15 protein-coding genes and 1 tRNA gene are annotated in these 18905 nt (G+C 42.1%); 13 read left to right on the top strand and 3 right to left on the bottom strand.

The window, feature by feature from the left end; translation table 11 throughout:
• The first annotated feature begins 5 nt into the window (after positions 1-5).
• The 12 genes from BMY70_RS19635 to BMY70_RS19580 all read left to right on the top strand — a co-directional run bounded on the left by BMY70_RS19635 (position 6) and on the right by BMY70_RS19580 (position 14862).
• Positions 6-941 carry a phosphoribosylaminoimidazolesuccinocarboxamide synthase gene (locus BMY70_RS19635; RefSeq protein WP_090337996.1) on the top strand — a complete coding sequence of 312 codons (936 nt, stop codon included), beginning with the start codon at positions 6-8 and terminating at the stop codon, positions 939-941.
• Positions 942-995: 54 nt separating this feature from the next.
• Entirely contained in the window at positions 996-1418 is a 423-nt protein-coding gene (locus BMY70_RS19630; RefSeq protein ID WP_090337995.1) for an anti-anti-sigma factor, read from the top strand.
• 398 nt (positions 1419-1816) lie between these two features.
• Positions 1817-6400, top strand: a complete 4584-nt coding sequence (gltB, locus tag BMY70_RS19625) for a glutamate synthase large subunit (RefSeq protein ID WP_090337994.1) — start codon at positions 1817-1819, stop codon at positions 6398-6400.
• A gap of 90 nt (positions 6401-6490) precedes the next feature.
• Positions 6491-7999, top strand: a complete 1509-nt coding sequence (locus tag BMY70_RS19620; protein WP_090337993.1) for a glutamate synthase subunit beta — start codon at positions 6491-6493, stop codon at positions 7997-7999.
• A gap of 164 nt (positions 8000-8163) precedes the next feature.
• On the top strand, positions 8164-8787 hold the full coding sequence (locus tag BMY70_RS19615; RefSeq protein WP_090337992.1) for a polysaccharide deacetylase family protein: 624 nt from the start codon (positions 8164-8166) through the stop codon (positions 8785-8787).
• A gap of 54 nt (positions 8788-8841) precedes the next feature.
• A complete protein-coding gene (locus BMY70_RS19610) occupies positions 8842-9843 on the top strand; it encodes a glycosyltransferase (protein WP_090337991.1) in 1002 nt (333 codons plus the stop codon).
• A 26-nt stretch (positions 9844-9869) separates the two neighbouring features.
• The gene (locus tag BMY70_RS19605; protein ID WP_090337990.1) at positions 9870-10637 is read left to right on the top strand and encodes a TatD family hydrolase; all 768 of its coding nucleotides are present in this window, start codon (positions 9870-9872) and stop codon (positions 10635-10637) included.
• Between the two features lie 30 nt (positions 10638-10667).
• The gene (locus tag BMY70_RS19600) at positions 10668-11741 is read left to right on the top strand and encodes an asparaginase (RefSeq protein ID WP_090337989.1); all 1074 of its coding nucleotides are present in this window, start codon (positions 10668-10670) and stop codon (positions 11739-11741) included.
• Positions 11742-11940: 199 nt separating this feature from the next.
• Positions 11941-12027: transfer RNA gene (locus BMY70_RS19595), tRNA-Ser, on the top strand.
• 495 nt (positions 12028-12522) lie between these two features.
• Complete coding sequence (locus tag BMY70_RS19590; protein WP_090337988.1) at positions 12523-12951, top strand: hypothetical protein; 429 nt, start codon at positions 12523-12525, stop codon at positions 12949-12951.
• 224 nt (positions 12952-13175) lie between these two features.
• Positions 13176-13745, top strand: a complete 570-nt coding sequence (locus BMY70_RS19585) for a dihydrofolate reductase family protein (RefSeq protein ID WP_090337987.1) — start codon at positions 13176-13178, stop codon at positions 13743-13745.
• Positions 13746-13971: 226 nt separating this feature from the next.
• Positions 13972-14862 carry a helix-turn-helix domain-containing protein gene (locus BMY70_RS19580; protein WP_090337986.1) on the top strand — a complete coding sequence of 297 codons (891 nt, stop codon included), beginning with the start codon at positions 13972-13974 and terminating at the stop codon, positions 14860-14862.
• A 34-nt stretch (positions 14863-14896) separates the two neighbouring features.
• Here BMY70_RS19580 and BMY70_RS19575 read toward each other — a convergent pair whose 3' ends face one another.
• Positions 14897-15334 (bottom strand): VOC family protein, encoded by a 438-nt coding sequence (locus BMY70_RS19575; protein ID WP_090337985.1) that lies wholly within the window; start codon positions 15332-15334, stop codon positions 14897-14899.
• Positions 15335-15661: 327 nt separating this feature from the next.
• Between BMY70_RS19575 and BMY70_RS19570 the strand changes: the two genes are divergently transcribed.
• A complete protein-coding gene (locus tag BMY70_RS19570; RefSeq protein WP_090337984.1) occupies positions 15662-16399 on the top strand; it encodes an SDR family oxidoreductase in 738 nt (245 codons plus the stop codon).
• 168 nt (positions 16400-16567) lie between these two features.
• Here BMY70_RS19570 and BMY70_RS19565 read toward each other — a convergent pair whose 3' ends face one another.
• Positions 16568-18205 carry an ABC-F family ATP-binding cassette domain-containing protein gene (locus BMY70_RS19565; protein WP_090338322.1) on the bottom strand — a complete coding sequence of 546 codons (1638 nt, stop codon included), beginning with the start codon at positions 18203-18205 and terminating at the stop codon, positions 16568-16570.
• A 150-nt stretch (positions 18206-18355) separates the two neighbouring features.
• Positions 18356-18796: a carboxymuconolactone decarboxylase family protein gene (locus BMY70_RS19560; protein WP_090337983.1), complete on the bottom strand. Its 441-nt coding sequence runs from the start codon at positions 18794-18796 to the stop codon at positions 18356-18358.
• Between the last annotated feature and the right edge of the window lie 109 nt (positions 18797-18905).

Genomic DNA, 18905 nt, shown 5'->3' with positions numbered 1-18905 from the left:
ACTCCATGAACAGTATCCCAGAAACAAATTTTCAATTTCCAGGCCAGACAGCTTTTTACAAAGGAAAGGTACGTGATGTGTATTCCTTTGAAAATCGCCTTGTGATGGTTGCGACAGATAGAATTTCAGCCTTCGATGTTATTTTACCAAGAGCTATTCCATATAAGGGACAAGTTTTAAATCAGATTGCCGCACATTTTTTAACGGCAACAGCTGATATCGTCCCAAACTGGCTGCAGGAAGTTCCGGATCCAAATGTGAGTATGGGAATTAAATGTAATGCCTATCCGGTGGAAATGGTTGTGCGAGGATATCTGGCAGGACATGCCTGGCGTGAGTATTCTGCTGGCAAACGATCAGTTTGCGGAGTTTCGCTGCCTGATGGATTAAAAGAAAATGATAAATTACCGCAACCTATTATCACGCCGACTACGAAAGCGCACGAAGGGCATGACGAGGATATTTCCCGTGAGGAAATTCTAAGCCAGGGATTGGTATCACAGGATGAATATGAACATCTTGAAAGATATACATTGGCTTTGTTTAACCGGGGAACGGAGATGGCAGCGGATCAGGGACTTATCCTGGTTGATACAAAATATGAGTTCGGTGAGCTTGATGGCACGATTTATTTAATAGACGAAATCCATACGCCTGATTCTTCCCGTTATTTCTACAAAGATGTGTATGACGAGAATCAGCGATTAAACCAGCCGCAAAAACAACTGTCAAAAGAATTCGTGCGGGAATGGCTTATTCAAAATGGGTTTCAAGGCAAAGAAGGACAAACAGTTCCGGTTATGGACGACGACCGTATCCAGATGATTTCAGAACGCTATATTGAGCTTTTTGAAAAAGTTTCGGGTAAAAAATTCCAGAAAAATAATTTAGATAATCCATTACAACGAATAGAAAAAGCCATTCTCCGCGCAATAGCATAGCAGTCTGGCCAATCAATTAACCTATCAAATCATCTGGTTTTAACAAAAACTCGTATGAATTACAGCCTACAGAAAAAAGAGCAGTACGCCTACATCGATCTTGAAGAAGCGGCGTTTTCGAATGATGTTCCAGCTTCTTTCGAAGAAACTTCACGTGAACTTTTTCGTGAAGGTTTCAACAACCTGATTGTGAATATGCAGGTAACAAAAGATATCGATGCAAACGGAACCTCGATATTGAAAAAAATCAACAGACTTTGCATTAATGATCTGGGTATGTTGGTGATCGTTACCAAAGATGACGATTTTATCGATTTGCTTGAATCTTTGAAAATACCGGATCTCAACATTCTTCCTACGCAGGAAGAAGCGATCGATGCGATTTTTATGAATAATCTTGAAAACGAATTCGGAGCTGGTGACGACGATTACGATGCCGACGACTACGATAATGTCAGCGAATCAAAAGAACCCTGACCGTTTCCTAATTTAGAATGACATTAAATCACCTCTTTTCCAGGGGTGATTTTTTTTATTTTACGGTAAATTTTAGTAGCTTGACATAAGTAAGAAATACCACTTCATCTTCCAGGCTAAAACAAATAATTGTACAATTCCCCTTTGGGAAATTTCCAATAAACTTATCCGATCATTGACATATTATCAATATTTATAGATTTATTGTAACTAAATAACCGAATTGATACAGGTTGAAGAAAATTTCGTGTTTCTCATATTACACCAAATATTTTTTATCATTATCTTGCGAGGCTTTACACTATTCATAATACAATAGCGGCGGGCAATTCATTTAATTTGCTTATTTATATAAATTCTACATACGAATTTGTAAATAAATCTACACTCTTCGATATATGTCGCAAATGTCTGAAACAATGGTAGAACAACAGGGGCTTTACCGCCCGGAATTTGAACATGATGCATGTGGGATAGGTTTCCGTGCCAACATCAAAGGTCGTAAGTCACATCAGATTGTGGCGGACGCCATTCACATGCTGGAAAGAATGGAGCATCGTGGTGCTACCGGTTTCGATCCAAACACCGGTGATGGTGCCGGTATCCTTATCCAAATCCCGCACGAGTATTTTGTTGAGGAATGCTCAAAAATTGGTTTTCAATTACCTCCGGCCGGAGAATATGGTGTCGGTATGATTTTCTTTCCAAACAATGAAACCGTTAGGGAAGAATGCCGCGATATCGTTAACCGTAAATTAAAACGGCTTGGATTGACACTTCTGGGTTATAGAAAGGTACCTACGCTAAACAACACGCTTGGTGAAGGATCTTTGTCCGTTGAGCCCTATGTAGAACAAGTTTTCATTAAACGTCCGGACGATGTCACCGAAGATATCGCTTTCGAACGCAAGTTATATATACTACGTCAGGTTTCTGCGAGGTTAATTAATGACACGGTGAAAGGTGCCAAAGGCTTCTTTTATTATTCATCGTTGTCATGCCGCACCATTTCCTACAAAGGACAGCTGACTACTGCACAGTTAAAATATTATTTCCCTGATCTAGAAAACGAATCAGTGGTTTCAGCGCTAGCCGTTGTTCACTCTCGTTTTGCGACCAATACATTCCCGAAATGGGAACTTGCCCAGCCTTTCCGTTACATTGCCCACAATGGTGAAATTAATACCGTAAAAGGAAATGTGAACTGGATCCGTGCCGGTGAAAAAGCATTCCAGTCTGAGTTTTTCAGCAAAGAGGAAATGGATATGATCCTGCCTATTTGCGACAGAGGCCAGTCGGATTCTGCAAATCTTGATAATGCCATTGAATTGCTTCACCTTTCAGGCCGCTCACTTCCTCACGTGATGATGATGCTTGTTCCTGAGGCCTGGGATGGTAACGATCAGATGGATGCGGAACGCAAGGCATTCTACGAATACCATGCTGCAATTATGGAGCCTTGGGATGGGCCGGCCTCTATTTCTTTTACAGACGGAAAAATGGTAGGTGCAACGCTTGACCGTAATGGCTTGCGTCCGTCCCGTTACTGGGTTCTCGATGATGATACCATCATTATGGCATCAGAAGCGGGCGTTTTGGAAGTTGATCAGGCAAAAGTGGTTACCAAAGGCCGTTTGCAGCCAGGACGTATGTTCATTGTTGATATGGAACAAGGGCGTATTATTCCTGATGAAGAAATTAAATCACAAATCTGTACTGCACAGCCGTATCAACAATGGCTGAATGATTATAAATTGCATATAGAGGATCTTGATCAGCCGATCCGCACATACAGACAATACGAAGACTCTTCACTTTTGAAACGCCAGATGGCCTTCGGTTTTACGTCGGAAGATTTGCGTATGATCCTTGCTCCTATGGCGCAAAGTGGTATGGAAGCGATTGGGTCGATGGGTACAGACGTTCCTTTGGCTGTTCTTTCCGAGCAGAGCCAGCATATGTCGAGTTACTTCAAGCAGCTTTTTGCACAGGTAACCAACCCGCCGATTGACTCGATCCGTGAAAGAGCAATCATGTCGCTGATCTCATTCGTGGGAAGTACAGAAAATATTTTGACGGAAACGCCTCAGCATTGCCGTCAGATCGAATTGCCGCATCCGGTATTAACGGTTTCGGAATTTGACAAATTGAGGTTTATTGATAAAAACCACTTCCAGGCAAAAACGATAAATATCTATTTCCGTGCAGACCAGGGCGGAAAAGCACTGGAACGTGCTTTGGCAAGGATTTGCCGTTATGCGGAAGAAGCGATTGAAGATGGTTTTGAAATCATTATCCTTTCTGATCGTGCCATTGATTCTGATCATGCGCCGATACCAACTTTACTTGCAACAGCAGCTGTTCACCACCATTTGATCCGTGAAGGTTTGAGAGGAAAAGTTGGGCTTCTTGTTGAAGCAGGAGACGTTTGGGAGACGCACCATTTCGCAACTTTAATTGGTTACGGTGCTGCGGGTATCTGTCCTTATATGGCCTTTGAAACACTTTCCTTCATGAATCGCAAGAACATGATCGATGGTGAGTTCACAGATGAAAAGTTATATTATAACTACATCAAAGCGGTTAATAAGGAACTTTTGAAGATTTTCTCTAAAATGGGAATATCAACGCTTCAGTCATATCAGGGCGCCCAGATCTTTGAGTGTGTAGGGATGAACAAAGATGTCATTGACCGTTATTTCACAGGTACTATTTCGCGGATCAGCGGCATGGGTATTTCTGAAATTGCCCGCGAAGTTTTGGTTCGTCATAAAGTGGCTTACCATGAAGAATCGACGTTAACTCCTCGTTTGGAAGTAGGTGGGTTCTATCAGTGGAAACAACGTGGCGAAGCACATATTTTCAATCCTGCGACTGTCCATCTATTACAGCATTCGACCAAAAATAACAGCTACGCTGAATTTAAAAAATATTCGAAACTAATTGACGATCAAACGCATAAGGCACTGACGCTTCGCGGATTGTTACGTTTCAAAAAAGGAAATCCAATTCCGATTGAAGAAGTTGAGCCGGTTGAAAACATCTTCAAACGGTTCGCAACGGGTGCTATGTCTTTCGGTTCTATCTCCTGGGAAGCGCATACCACTTTGGCAATTGCAATGAACCGGATTGGAGGGAAATCCAACTCGGGAGAAGGTGGGGAAGACGAACTTCGTTACAAAAACCTGGCGAATGGCGACAGCATGAATTCTCAGATCAAGCAGGTTGCTTCCGGACGTTTCGGAGTAACAAGCCACTATTTGAGTAATGCCGGTGAATTGCAGATTAAAACAGCACAGGGTGCTAAACCAGGTGAAGGCGGACAGCTTCCAGGTCACAAAGTTGATGACTGGATTGGGCGTACGCGTCACTCGACTCCAGGTGTAGGGCTTATTTCTCCCCCGCCTCACCACGATATTTATTCGATTGAAGATTTGGCTCAGCTGATTTTCGATTTAAAAAATGCCAACCGCGCGGCTCGTATCAGTGTGAAACTGGTATCCGAAGCTGGCGTTGGAACGGTCGCTGCCGGTGTGGCAAAAGCGCATGCTGACCATATCCTGATCTCAGGTTATGATGGAGGAACGGGTGCTTCGCCACTGAGTTCAATCCGCCATGCCGGACTTCCGTGGGAACTTGGTTTGGCTGAAACACATCAGACACTTGTTAAAAATAAGTTACGCGGACGTGTTACTGTTCAGGCTGACGGCCAGCTTCGTACAGGTCGCGACCTTGCGATTGCAGCGATGCTGGGGGCAGAAGAGTGGGGTGTTGCAACGGCCGCTCTTGTTGCGGCGGGCTGCATCATGATGCGTAAATGTCACTTGAACACATGTCCTGTTGGGGTTGCTACGCAGAATAAGGAACTTCGTGCTTTGTTCTCTGGAAAACCGGAACATGTTGTTAATATGTTCACATTCATGGCACAGGAGCTTCGCGAGATAATGGCGCAGCTTGGGTTCCGTACCGTGAATGAAATGGTTGGGCAAGTTCAATACCTTGAACCACGCCACGATCTTAAACACTGGAAATACAAAAACCTTAATTTCGACGCGATCTTGTTTAAAGATGCAGATCTTTCGGTTGCACAATACAAACAGGAAGATCAGGATCATGGAATCGATCAGATTATCGACATTAAACTGATCGAATCGGCGAAATCTGCCTTGGAAAATTCGGAAGAGGTATATGGAGAATTTCCGATCAATAACCTGAACCGTGCAGTGGGTACAATGTTGTCAAACGAAATATCCAAAATTCATGGTGGTGCCGGGCTTCCAAAAGGAACGATCCACTACCGTTTCCGTGGAACTGCGGGACAAAGTTTTGGAGCATTTAACACATCAGGTATCCGTCTGGAACTGGAAGGCGATGCGAATGACTATTTCGGAAAAGGACTTTGCGGTGCAGAACTTATTGTTTATCCGGATCGTGACTCCAAATTCAAGCCGGAAGAAAACATTATCATCGGTAACGTAGCATTTTATGGTGCAACTTCCGGTGAAGCCTATATCCGTGGAACTGCGGGAGAGCGTTTCTGTGTAAGAAATTCAGGAGCAAAAGTAGTTGTTGAAGGATTAGGAGACCACGGGTTAGAGTATATGACGGGTGGTTTGGCCGTGATTCTTGGCGCAACGGGTAGAAACTTTGCGGCTGGTATGTCAGGTGGTGTAGCTTATGTTCTTGACAAGAAAGGAGATTTCAAAGAGAAAGTAAACTTTGAAATGGTGACGCTTGAAACCATCAACGAAGAAGATCAGCTGATCCTTCGTGATTCTCTTGAAAAACATTTCCAGTATACAACAAGTAACGTCGCATTCCAATTGCTGCAAAATTGGGAAGAAGCGACCAAACAATTTGTGAAAGTTCTGCCAAGCGATTTCAAGAAAGCGCTGGATGGACGCGGCATCACACTTGCCCAGCAAATTGCCGACAAAAATGTTGTATATCAGGACATTGTTGTTGACGTAGACCATTTGTAATCATTAGTCGTTAGCTATTCGCTGTTAGCTTCGGCCGCCACAGAAAATATACAGCCCAATTGAATCACGATTAATAAGGAAATTATAAGAATGGGAAAGCCAACCGGATTTATAGAGTTTGAAAGGGAATTACCAAAAAAACGTGCTGTCGAGGAGCGTCTTCACGATTACAAAGAAATTGAGACCATGCCGGTAGAGTCGCACTCTAAACAACAGGCTGCACGTTGTATGGATTGTGGAATTCCTTTTTGCCATAACGGATGTCCGCTCGGAAACATTATTCCGGAGTTCAATGACGCCGTTTACGATGGCAACTGGGGACTCGCGTATGAAATTTTAATATCGACGAATAACTTCCCTGAATTTACGGGAAGAATCTGCCCTGCACCTTGCGAAGCATCCTGTGTTCTGGGTATCAATAAACCGCCTGTTGCGATTGAATTTATTGAGAAATCAATTGTTGAAAAGGCGTTTGAACTGAATCTTGTTAAACCAAGATTACCGAAGAAACGTACAGGTAAAAAAGTTGCTGTCGTAGGGTCAGGTCCCGCTGGGATGGCTGCTGCCAATCAGCTTAACCAGGCTGGTCATACAGTTTCTCTATTGGAACGTGCTGATAAAATTGGCGGACTGCTACGCTATGGTATCCCTGATTTCAAACTTGAAAAGAAGGTGATCGACCGCCGTCTTGCCGTGATGCAGGAAGAGGGTATCGAGTTTATCACCAATGTAAATGTTGGAGTGGATATTACAGCAGATGAACTTTTGAACGATTATGATGCCGTGGTTTTGACGATGGGGTCAACAGTACCAAGAGATCTGAACATTGAAGGCCGCAATTTGAAAGGTGTTCATTTTGCAATGGAATTTTTGAGCCAGCAAAACAAACGTGTGGCTGATATTTTCCCCGAAGTTGATCATCAGGGTGCTAAATATAAAAACGGACAGCTTCTTGCAACTGGCAAAAATGTCGTTGTGATTGGTGGTGGTGATACAGGTTCTGACTGCGTTGGAACTTCAAATCGTCATGGCGCAAAATCGGTGACACAAATCGAGTTAATGCCTGTTCCGCCAAAAGATCGTGATACAAGCACACCATGGCCAAACTGGCCAATGATGCTTCGCACGTCAACTTCACATGAGGAAGGTTGCGAAAGACATTGGTCTATTAACACAAAATCCTTCGTTGGCGACGAAAATGGAAACCTTACCGGTTTGAAGATTGTAGAACTTGACTGGCAGAAAGATCCGGAAACGGGCCGTATGCAAATGAAAGAAGTCGCTGGAAGTGAGCAAACTCTCCCTTGCGAACTTGCTCTCTTAGCAGCTGGTTTCTTGCATCCACAACAGACCGGACTTTTGAAAGATCTGGAAGTTGAGTTTGACGAACGTGGCAATATTAAAGTAAACGGATATCAGTCTACTACGAACGAGAAAGTTTTTGCAGCGGGCGACTGCCGCAGAGGACAATCTTTGGTAGTATGGGCCATCAGCGAAGGTCGGGAAGCAGCACGTGCTGTTGATGAATACCTGATGGGAGAATCATTCCTTGAAGCGAAAGCAGTTTCAATGCTGAATCCGGTTTTTGCTCATGCCTGATTTTCGTTAGATAGAATCAAAAATAACAAAATAAGCCACTCATGATGAGTGGCTTATTTTGTTATACAGTTTCTTACTATTCAATATTGGCCGGATTACCAGCGATCATCCTTATATTTGACTCAACTATTTTTGATTCAGATTATCTGTAAATAGACATACTAATGTTTTTACATTATTCTCCATTCTGGCTAAAAGCGTTGTTCCCACGTTACAAATGGCGTGTTAATACAGAGGAAAAGAAAATCTTTTTGACCTTTGATGACGGTCCTATTCCGGATGTGACAGAATTTGTTCTTGACACTTTGACAAAATATAATGCGAAGGCAACTTTTTTCTGCATCGGAGACAATGTGCGGAAACATCCGGATATTTTTGAGCAAATTTTAAAACAAGGCCACTCCATTGGAAATCATACATTTAATCATATGAACGGGTGGAAGTCTGATGACTCAGCTTATATGGCAAATATTGAGCTCTGCGAAAAACAGCTGAACCTGGATACAAATTTGTTTCGTCCACCCTATGGGAGAATGAAAAAGAGCCAGTCTCGTCAGCTACCTCTGAATAAAGAAATAATTATGTGGGATGTTTTAAGCGGCGATTTTTCTGCTGAAATAAAACCAGAAGTTTGTCTGCGGAAATCGATAAAATATGCCCGGCCTGGCTCGATTGTTTTATTTCACGACAGCCTGAAAGCCGCTAAAAATATGCAATATACTTTGCCTCGATTTCTTGATCATTTTCGAAAAAACGGATATCAATTTGAAGCTTTGCCGATGTTATAGCAGACTTTCAAAGACACTGCATTCATAGTATTCAAGTATCAGTAACCAGACTTTATGTCTAAAGAATCAACACCTGTTTTAGTAAGTATCTTGTTGGCAGCCAGGAATGAAGAAGCAAATATTGAACGTTGTTTACGTTCGCTCGAAGCATTAAGATTCCCAAAAGAAAATATAGAAATCTGCATCGGAGATGATGATTCTTCCGATGAAACTGCCCGGATTATTCTTGATTACATTGTAGACAAACCATATTTTAAATACCACAAAATCTCTGAACAGACTTTTGGTTTGAAGGGAAAAGCAAATGTGCTGGCGCAACTCGCGGATTTCAGCCAGGGAAATCATTTATTTTTCTGCGATGCCGACATAGCGGTTCCGGAAGGCTGGATTGAAAGTATGCTTAAACATTTTGAAGGGAATACCGGGGTCGTAGTTGGTTTGACCCGGATGACGAAAGCAGGTTTCCTTTCCGATTTTCTTTCCCTAGAGTGGCTGTTTACGCTAAGCCTGATGCGTTATTTTGCTTTGCTTAACATTCCGGTCTCAGGTCTTGGGAATAATATGGCAGTCACAAAAAAAGCCTATGACGCCGTCGGCGGATACAAAGGAATCGGATTTTCAATCGTTGAGGATTATGCACTCTTCATGGCAATTGCAAAGAAAAAATTCGGCTTTGTACAGGCATATTCCAGAGATGTTATCGCGGTTTCGGAACCAGTATCCTCTTTTTACGGGCTTCTAGAGCAGCGAAAACGATGGATGCAGGGAATTATGAAGTCTCCACTGATTATCAGACTTTGCCTTATTTTCTCTGCTTTATTGATTCCCGGAATTATGCTGATTGCGATATGGGATCCGTTGCGCAGTATACGAATGGTCGTATCAAACTATTTATTAATAACAGGAATTGTTTTGATAGCAATCATGATTTTACGCCAATGGGATTTACTGAAAACATCTTTTCTTTTCTGGTTTTATTTAATTGGTATCAGCTGTCTTATGCTCGTCGTCCATGTGATTCCCGGTAAAACCCTATGGAAAGATCGAATTTATTGAATTAATTTTGAGAGAAATAAAATATTATGATTGAGACGCATGCCCATATATATGACGAAAAGTATGACGAAGATCGTACCGAAATGTTGCAGCGCGCCTGGGATATTGGTATAGAGCAAATCTGGATGCCCAATTGCGATCATACGACAATTCCGGGAATGATGGCACTTGCAGAATCCTATCCGGATCGTTGTCTGCCTATGATCGGCCTGCACCCAACATACGTGAAAGATGGCTTTGAAAAAGAATTACAAATAGTCGAAGAGTGGCTCGATAAATTTAAGTTCATCGCCGTCGGAGAAATTGGTATGGATTTATTTTGGGATAAAACATTTAAGGCTCAGCAGGAAGAAGCCTTTTTATTTCAATGCGCATTAGCCCGTAAACACAATTTATGGATTGATATTCATAGTCGCGAAGCATTCCGGGAGACGGTCAGTCTGATTGAGAAATTTGGAGATCCTTCGTTAACGGGCATTTTTCATTGTTTTATAGGTTCTTTGGAAGAAGCGCAAAAAGCAATCGAATTAGGCTTTAAACTAGGAATTGGTGGTGTCTCAACATTTAAGAATGGGGGACTGGATAAAGTCCTTCCATTCATTGATCTCGAAAATCTGGTATTGGAAACGGATAGTCCATACCTCGCTCCTACCCCTTATCGCGGAAAAAGAAACGAAGTTTCCTATGTTGATCTGGTAGCGCAACGTGTTGCAGACTTGAAACAAATCACTAAAAAAGAAGTTATTGAAACAACAACCGAAACTGCAAAATCCTTGTTGAAGGCAAATAAATGAACGTTTCTTCACTGAATTTGAACTGAATAAATGGCTTATAATAAAATACATATAAACCCGATTTCTCCGGAGCCTCCCCGCGCCTCTGTTCTGGTGATTTACACCGGAGGAACATTGGGAATGGTTTATGAAACGAAGGGAAAACAGCTTGTTCCCTTCAATTTTGAGCAGGTTATAGAGAAAGTACCGGAAATTCGCCGGCTGGATTTCGAGATCACTTTTCTGACACTCAACGAACCTATTGACTCATCCAACATGAATCCTGACATTTGGATTGAGCTTGCAAAAATTATTGACGAACAATATAACTTATACGACAGTTTCGTGATTTTACATGGAACCGATACCATGGCTTACACGGCTTCTGCTTTGAGTTTTCTGCTTGAAGACCTGAACAAGCCAGTTATTCTTACAGGCGCTCAGCTTCCGATCGGGGTTGCAAGATCAGATGCACGTGAAAATTTCATCACAGCTCTTGAATTGGCAGCTTCAGTTTCTGATGAAGGACATCCCGTACTTTCAGAAGTTTGCATTTATTTCAATTCACGGCTGCTTCGCGGGAATCGCAGTAAAAAGCAGGAAAGCTCTGATTTTAATGCTTTTCATTCGGAAAATTATCCACAACTGGCAAATGCAGGTGTCAGAATCGATTGGAACTCACCTTTCATTAAGCCGTACGAGGCTAACAAGAAATTGAAAATTCGGCAGCAGCTCGATACAAACGTGGCATTTCTGAAATTATTCCCTGGAATTAATAAACAAGTAGTACACTCGATTCTTAACATAAGCGGATTAAAAGGTATCGTAATGGAAACTTACGGGGCAGGAAATGCAACAACTGAACAATGGTTTCTTGACGCAATAACCGACGCGATTAATCGTGGTATTATTATTTTCAATGTTTCTCAATGCGACGGCGGACGCGTTGCCCAAGGTCATTACCAGACCAGCAAGTATCTGAAGCAAGTTGGCGTTGTCAGCGGCTCTGATATTACCGCTGAGGCAGCGATCACAAAAATGATGTACGTTTTTGGAAAAGAGACAGAGCATCTTAAATGTGTAGAAATGCTGGCCAATCCGGTTTGTGGGGAAATGAGTATTTAAAAAATGCGTTTTTTTGTAAGTTTTTATTTAACATAAACCTACGCGGGGTTTCGAATCCCTCTCTCTGTGCAAACCTGAATAAGCTAAAATATTGACAATCAACCGAGAACTTATTTGTTCGTAAAATAAGACCTAACTATATAGTTTTTCATTTGCTTATACAGCCAGAAAAGCTATCTTTGCACCCACATTACCCAATAGAGAGGTGTCCGAGTGGTTGAAGGAGCACGCCTGGAAAGTGTGTATGCGGGTAACCGTATCGAGAGTTCGAATCTCTTCCTCTCTGCAAAACAAAAAATAAAACCAAAAAAAATCCTGTAAATCAAGCATTTACAGGATTTTTTGTTTACAAGTGAAATATAAATATTGTAGTCCTCCATTTAGGTGAGTGTTGGATGGACAAATAAGATCAAATAAATAACGCGAAGAAATGAAGTGTTAAGATAAACTCAGATTTACCTCCGGTGAGCGTAAATAATGCGCCTGTAAACTGTCTGCTGTCAGAGCTGAATTCAGTTCTCGCGTCCAATCTGCAATATGTCCTTAAATTGTCGTTCTGGGCTTCCTCGTTAAATGTAGTCACAACTGTTATTTTAATAGCTTTATTTTACACTTTACCAGGTTAATGTAAAGCAACCTAATTCAGTATTCATTAAAAAGCAGATCGAAATTTATTCAATCAAAGAGCGTAACCGGGCATGAATTTTTGTGAGAGTTTTTTACTGGTTCTGCTATTATTATAAAAAAAGTCATGTAGACAATAGATAACTCGAATAAACTCATGAAAACGGTAGCACAAAAAATGGGTATTAAACTGCACGCAAGAGTTTTTTTTGTAAATGCTCAAAAAGAAATTCTGGATGAAATGAACCTGCCTCAGATCGAGGTTTCGCCTACATTGTCCGGCAAGTTTGATTATATTCATCTGTTTGTAATAAACCAGAAGGAGCAGGAAGAAGTTTTTCCGGAATTAAAGGCGCATCTTCAATCCGAAGGCATGCTTTGGGTCTCCTGGCCAAAAGGCGGCCAGCTGGATACCGACCTTTCGCTGCCAAAGGTAATTAGAACAGGGTATCAGTTTGGTCTTGTTGAAAGTACTTGTTTGAGCATTAATTCGATATGGTCAGCTATAAAATTTACGCACCCGAAAAAGGGAAAAGTATATAATAATAGTCACGCCACCCTAATGTCCAGAACCACAGACCGATAAGCTCCGTTGTTTTAAAAGGCGAATGCTAATGAACATTCTGCCCACTATTAAATATAAAATCAGGCACAGGCATCATAAATTGCGATCTTTCACCTCGGGGTAACGGTGTCACCCAGTCAAACCGGGAAAACTCCGCCGTAAAACGCCCTAAACAAGTCACAATCCCCCCTCTCCCAAATCCATGTCCCAACTTAACTTTGCATAAATCTAAAACCAAAAGCAAAATGAGAAAAATTAAAATCATGGAACATATCTCGCTGGATGGGATCATCGAGCAGGGAGAAGGATACGCATATGATAATTGGACGGCAGCGTTTCGAAGCCCCGCAGGCTTAGAAGCAGTGATGGAAGCTCATGGCAACGTTTTTGACTTACTGCTCGGTCGTGTAACTTACGATATCTGGGCAGGATACTGGCCGCATGCAGCCAATATCCCGATAGCAAACGGAATTAATACTGCAACTAAATATGTCGCTACTCACCGCCCAGAAAGCCTTGAATGGGGACCGGTTGAAGATCTCGGCACGGATATCGTTGAAGGCGTTCGTCGCCTTAAGGATACGGATGGACCTGATGTGATTCTTTGGGGAAGTTCAACGCTAACCACAATTTTGTTGGATCAGGGACTCATCGACGAAGTTGTGTTGATTACTTATCCGGTTTTGCTTGGTAAAGGCAAACGCATTTTTTCGGAAAGCTTTAATGCGCGTGAACTTGCCTTCGTCAACACAAAGGTAACTTCAACAGGCGTACTTATCAATACTTTTCGGCACGTAGGAGCGCTTAAAATTTAAGTTTTTGAGGAAAAAGCAGCGGTTAAGTGATATGGAAGATAATAGATTCCAGGGCTATTTCCATCGGCCGAATATCCTGGAAAACCAAAATAATCTATCCAGGGCTTTACAAGCAATGTGAAATATAAACACGTTATTGAACGAAGGCGCACCATAATATCTGCTCCAACGCAGGCATTGGTGTTTTTTATGCAGAAATCTCTGTCGGTTTCCGTACATTTAAACCATGAATACAATCAAAATTGACCAGGATGTACCTGTTTTTTCGCTGGAACATGATCCCGTGCTACCTGGAAAATTGTTCAGCATGAGACACTTCGAAGGTATGCGTCCGCATGAGTCGGAGCTGCTCGTACCGCATAGAAAAGACTATTATTTGTTAGTATTTGCCCGCCGCGGAGATTCCCGTCATTGGGTTGATATGACACCTTATGTGACGACAGAAAACACATTTTATTTCTTCGGACCTAATCAGGTGATCGTGAAGGAAGAACCCAAATGTATGTGGGGCACTGCGATTGCATTTGACCGGGAATTTCTCGCGCTGCACGACAACGCATCTATGGCTCATTTGCCGGTCATTCGTAATGAACAGAATACACATGAATTGAAATTAGCCCAGGCTGACGTTACTTTCGTCGAGGATATGCTGGCAAAAATGCAAAAAGAATTCATGCAACCCGGCGAGTGGCAGCAAAAAATGATTACGGCATCCTTGACATTGCTGCTGACCTACCTGAGCCGGCTTTATGACGAGCAGTATAAAAGTATCACGTCTCCAAACGATAAATCCCTGCTAAAAAAGTATCAGGCTGCCATCGAAGAAAATTTCCGGAAAATACACCAGGTTAGTGAGTACGCAGCCTTACTTTCCGTTTCGCCGGGGCATTTGAGAGATGTAATCAAATCCCAGAGTGGAAAATCGGCTATCGTACACATTCAGGAGCGCATGGTGCTGGAAGCCAGGCGCATGCTATTTCATACGGAGTATTCTCTAAAGGAGATCGGTTTTGACCTGGGTTTTTCAGACGCTTCTTATTTTAGTCGTTTCTTCAAAAGGGAAACGGGAGTAACGCCCGCCGAATACCGGGCGCTTACCCGCGAAATGTACCAGTGATGTTCTGATTATTGTGCAGGTGATTGCACTCCCCTTAAACTTTCCCTTTGTATTTCGGGTCAAAATCCACCATCCATTCAATGCCATATTTATCTCTGAACATGGCAAAATAGGAGCCCCAGGGACTATCATTAATGGGAACTTCAATACTTCCACCTGCAGAAAGTCCATTATACAATTTATCGGCCTCTTCCTTGCTTTCAGCGCTGATAGAGATTTTCGACCTGTTTTCATTTTCATCGACACGTCCCATAAATTCCGGAACGTCGTTGCCCATCAGCACGTTTTGCCCGATCGGCAACGCAATGTGCATGATCTTATTTCCCTCAGTCTCGGATATCTGATTTTCAGGACTTGAAATTTCCTTGAATCGTACAATCGTTGCAAATTCTCCGCCAAATACTGATTTGTAAAAATTGAAGGCTTCTTCGGCATTTCCGTTGAAGTTGATGTGGGGATTGATGAGTGCCATAATTTATATTTGAGTTGGTTTTTTTAAAATATCTAATCACAGACTGGTGATGGTGATACATAGTTCACTGACAAAAGCATAGGTCACAAAGTATTTCATAACACCCCATTCACGTTATCATAAAAGCATTATCTGCTATAATATACTTAAAATGAACGCTCTGGGTCAGTCTACAAAAATAGTGAAACAGAAAACGACCTTGTTTAAAAAGCTTTCCGGATGATTGTCACGCTTACCACCTGCGAAATGTACCAGTGATGCTGCGCAATGTGTACAAGTTGCCAGAGCGGGACAATCTAAATTTGTAGCAACATAAACAAATGAATTATGAAAACCGTATTAATCACTGGTGCTAATAAAAGTATTGGCTTCGAAACCGCCCGTCAACTATTGCAACTGGGCTATTTTGTATACATTGGCAGCCGCGATCAACAAAAGGGCGAACAGGCTGTCGCGCAGTTAAAAGCAGAAGGATATGAAAATGTAGAGGCTATTGTTATCGACGTCGACAATAGTGAGTCTATTAAAGCTGCACGGCAAAAGCTTGGCAGCAAAATTGAAATGCTGGATGTATTGATCAATAATGCAGGCATCAGCGGAGGTTTTCCGCAAACGGCCTCCGAGGTGGATATACACACCTTCCGTCAGGTTTTTGAGACAAACTTTTTCGGAGCGATTGAGACCACCCAGGCATTTTTGGATATGCTTAAAAAATCCTCCGGTCCACGGATTGTCAATGTGACCTCTGGCCTTGGATCATTGACTTTGCATAATGACTCTCACTGGAAATATTATCACGTCAAGGGTGCATGTTACACCGCTTCCAAAGCTGCACTAAATGCCTATACCATTGTGCTGGCCTACGAGCTGCGCGATACGGCTTTCAAAGTAAATGTTGTTGATCCGGGCTATACGGCCACAGATTTTAATCATCACAGCGGACCGGGAACTGTTGAAGATGCCGCAGCACGACTCGTAAAAGCGGCGACACTAGCTGCTGACGGCCCTACAAGCCAGTTTTTCAGCGATGATAACAATCCGCAAACGGGCGTGAGCCCGTGGTAACCGAAACGTATAAAGGTAAAAATCCTGCCTGGTAACCAGACAGGATTTTTACCTTTATACGTTTTATCGTTTTAATATGAAATATAAGTACCCCTCCAATAAATCATTTCCTAATAATCTGAACGAAAAAAGATAACAACTACCGGAAGAATTTCATCTCAGCATTATCTATTTAGCGAGTTGAAGATCTGCTATACTTTTTATACGGTTACGTTCAAGAAAAGCATCGATCGTTTCAAAATGTTCGATCACACGCTTGTCTTTAAATTCAAAGACTTTTTGCGATAAACCCTGTAAAAAATCACGATCGTGAGAAACCAGCACCAATGTACCATCAAAGTTTCTGAGTGCTTCTTTCAAAACATCCTTGGACTTCAAATCCAGGTGATTGGTAGGTTCATCAAGAATCAACAGATTTACAGGTTCCAATAGCAACTTCACCATGGCAAGCCGCGTTTTTTCTCCTCCCGACAGAACACTTACTTTTTTATCGATATCCTCGCCCTGAAACATAAATGCCCCCAGAATGTTTTTAATCTGGGTTCTTACATCTCCTTCAGCAACCTCGTCTACCGTCTGAAAAATAGTCAGATTAGGATCCAGTAGGGATGCTTGATTTTGCGCAAAATAGCCAACCTTGACATTGTGTCCGAGCTGGCAAGTCCCATCAACATCGATCTGACCCATAATTGCCTTAATCATCGTCGATTTCCCCTCGCCGTTTCGCCCTACAAAAGAAACTTTTTCTCCTCTTGAAATGGACATACTGGCATTTTTAAAGACAACCTGATCTCCGTACGATTTTGACACATCTTTCACAGTAACCGGATAGTCCCCTGACCGTGGTGAAGGTGGAAAACGAAGTTTCAGAGATGAGTTGTCAACTTCATCGATTTCAATGATTTCCAGTTTTTCCAACATGCGTTCTCGGGAGGAAACCTGGTTTGTTTTGGAATATGTGCCGCGGAAGCGCTCAATAAATTGCATATTATCGGCAATCATTTTCTGCTGTTCCTGATAAGCCTTAATTTGATGTGACCTGCGTTCCTCCCGTAACACCAGATAATGTGAATAGTTGGCCTTGTAGTCAAAAATCCGCCCCATGGTCACTTCAATCGTACGGTTGGTAATATTATCGATGAAGGCGCGGTCGTGAGAAATAACCATTACTGCATTGGCCTTATTCACCAAAAAATCTTCCAGCCACATTACCGATTCAATGTCAATATGGTTTGTTGGCTCATCCAGTAAAATAAGATCCGGTTTTTGCAATAATATTTTGGCAAGCTCAATACGCATACGCCACCCGCCACTGAATTCTTTTGTTTGTCTTTGGAAATCTTCCGGTCTGAACCCTAATCCTTTCAAGGCTTTTTCAACCTCAGCATCATAATTAACTTCTTCCAGCTGATAATATTTTTCACCTATTTCAGTAACCTGTTCGATGATTGCCATATATTCATCGCTGTCATAATCCGTACGGGTTTCGAGCGCATGATTCAGCTTCTCCATTTCTGCACGCATTTCAAACACCTGCATGAATGCCTTAGCTGCTTCTTCGAAAACGGTGCAGTTATCTTCAGTTAGTAAATGTTGAGGCAAATAAGCAATAACGGCGTCCTTGGGTGCACGTACATGGCCGCGATTGGCCTTTTGTTCACCCGCAATAATTTTCATCATTGTGGATTTCCCAGCTCCATTTTTACCCATCAGGGCTATTTTATCAGTAGGATTAATAACGAAGGAAACTTCGCTAAAAAGGACAGAACCGCTAAATTCAACGGCCAAATTTTCAACTGTGATCATCTTCTCATTTTTTGAAGCCGCAAAGGTACAATTATACGACTGAAAGAAGCGAAAAAAATAAACTTTTGATCCTTCGACACTCATGAATGCCAGATTTCATCAACCAAATAGCGTGGAATAGAAAACAAATCTTTTCATTTAGCTACCGATTCAATGCTGTGCCGGGCGCATGTGCGTTGCGATAGCGATTCTGTTCCAGGCATTAATTGTAACGATCGCCATAATTGCCTGAGCTAACGTATGATCATCAAAAAGCTCTGCTGCTGCGCTGTAAGTCTTATCAGAAACACCTTTGCTGATAAAGGTAATTTCCTCAGCCAAAGCCAAAACCACCCGCTCTTTTTGTGTAAACCAGGATGTTTCCCGCCACGCACTCAGGGCATAAATGCGTTGTTCGGTTTCACCCATACTTCTGGCCTCCCTGGTGTGCAAATCAATACAGTATGCACAACCATTTATCTGCGAAACCCTGATTTTGATAAGCTCTTTTAACGAAGCATCCAGATTCGTTTTTGAAAGATACTTTTCCAGCCCAAACATTGCCTCATAAGCTTTTGGCTCCAACTCTTTGATAACAACTCTATTATTCATAACTATAAGTGATTGAAATATTTATGATGCAAATATGCACAACAGAATTTCCCTAAAAATTAATATACTTTAAAAAAAATCATCATTTGAGTTGTTACTTTTGGAACAA

Source organism: Dyadobacter koreensis, assembly GCF_900108855.1.
GTDB classification, from domain to species: domain Bacteria; phylum Bacteroidota; class Bacteroidia; order Cytophagales; family Spirosomataceae; genus Dyadobacter; species Dyadobacter koreensis.
This window is presented reverse-complemented; position numbering and strand designations above follow the sequence as displayed.

Bases quoted from the DNA above. Each gene is read 5' to 3' on its own strand.
- BMY70_RS19605 (WP_090337990.1), top strand. From the start codon at position 9,870: ATGATTGAGACGCATGCCCATATATATGACGAAAAGTATGACGAAGAT.
- BMY70_RS19635 (WP_090337996.1), top strand. From the start codon at position 6: ATGAACAGTATCCCAGAAACAAATTTTCAATTTCCAGGCCAGACAGCT.
- BMY70_RS19620 (WP_090337993.1), top strand. From the start codon at position 6,491: ATGGGAAAGCCAACCGGATTTATAGAGTTTGAAAGGGAATTACCAAAA.
- BMY70_RS19570 (WP_090337984.1), top strand. From the start codon at position 15,662: ATGAAAACCGTATTAATCACTGGTGCTAATAAAAGTATTGGCTTCGAA.
- BMY70_RS19600 (WP_090337989.1), top strand. From the start codon at position 10,668: ATGGCTTATAATAAAATACATATAAACCCGATTTCTCCGGAGCCTCCC.
- BMY70_RS19585 (WP_090337987.1), top strand. From the start codon at position 13,176: ATGAGAAAAATTAAAATCATGGAACATATCTCGCTGGATGGGATCATC.
- gltB (WP_090337994.1), top strand. From the start codon at position 1,817: ATGTCGCAAATGTCTGAAACAATGGTAGAACAACAGGGGCTTTACCGC.
- BMY70_RS19610 (WP_090337991.1), top strand. From the start codon at position 8,842: ATGTCTAAAGAATCAACACCTGTTTTAGTAAGTATCTTGTTGGCAGCC.
- BMY70_RS19590 (WP_090337988.1), top strand. From the start codon at position 12,523: ATGAAAACGGTAGCACAAAAAATGGGTATTAAACTGCACGCAAGAGTT.
- BMY70_RS19560 (WP_090337983.1), bottom strand. From the start codon at position 18,796: ATGAATAATAGAGTTGTTATCAAAGAGTTGGAGCCAAAAGCTTATGAG.
- BMY70_RS19565 (WP_090338322.1), bottom strand. From the start codon at position 18,205: ATGATCACAGTTGAAAATTTGGCCGTTGAATTTAGCGGTTCTGTCCTT.
- BMY70_RS19580 (WP_090337986.1), top strand. From the start codon at position 13,972: ATGAATACAATCAAAATTGACCAGGATGTACCTGTTTTTTCGCTGGAA.
- BMY70_RS19630 (WP_090337995.1), top strand. From the start codon at position 996: ATGAATTACAGCCTACAGAAAAAAGAGCAGTACGCCTACATCGATCTT.
- BMY70_RS19575 (WP_090337985.1), bottom strand. From the start codon at position 15,334: ATGGCACTCATCAATCCCCACATCAACTTCAACGGAAATGCCGAAGAA.
- BMY70_RS19615 (WP_090337992.1), top strand. From the start codon at position 8,164: ATGTTTTTACATTATTCTCCATTCTGGCTAAAAGCGTTGTTCCCACGT.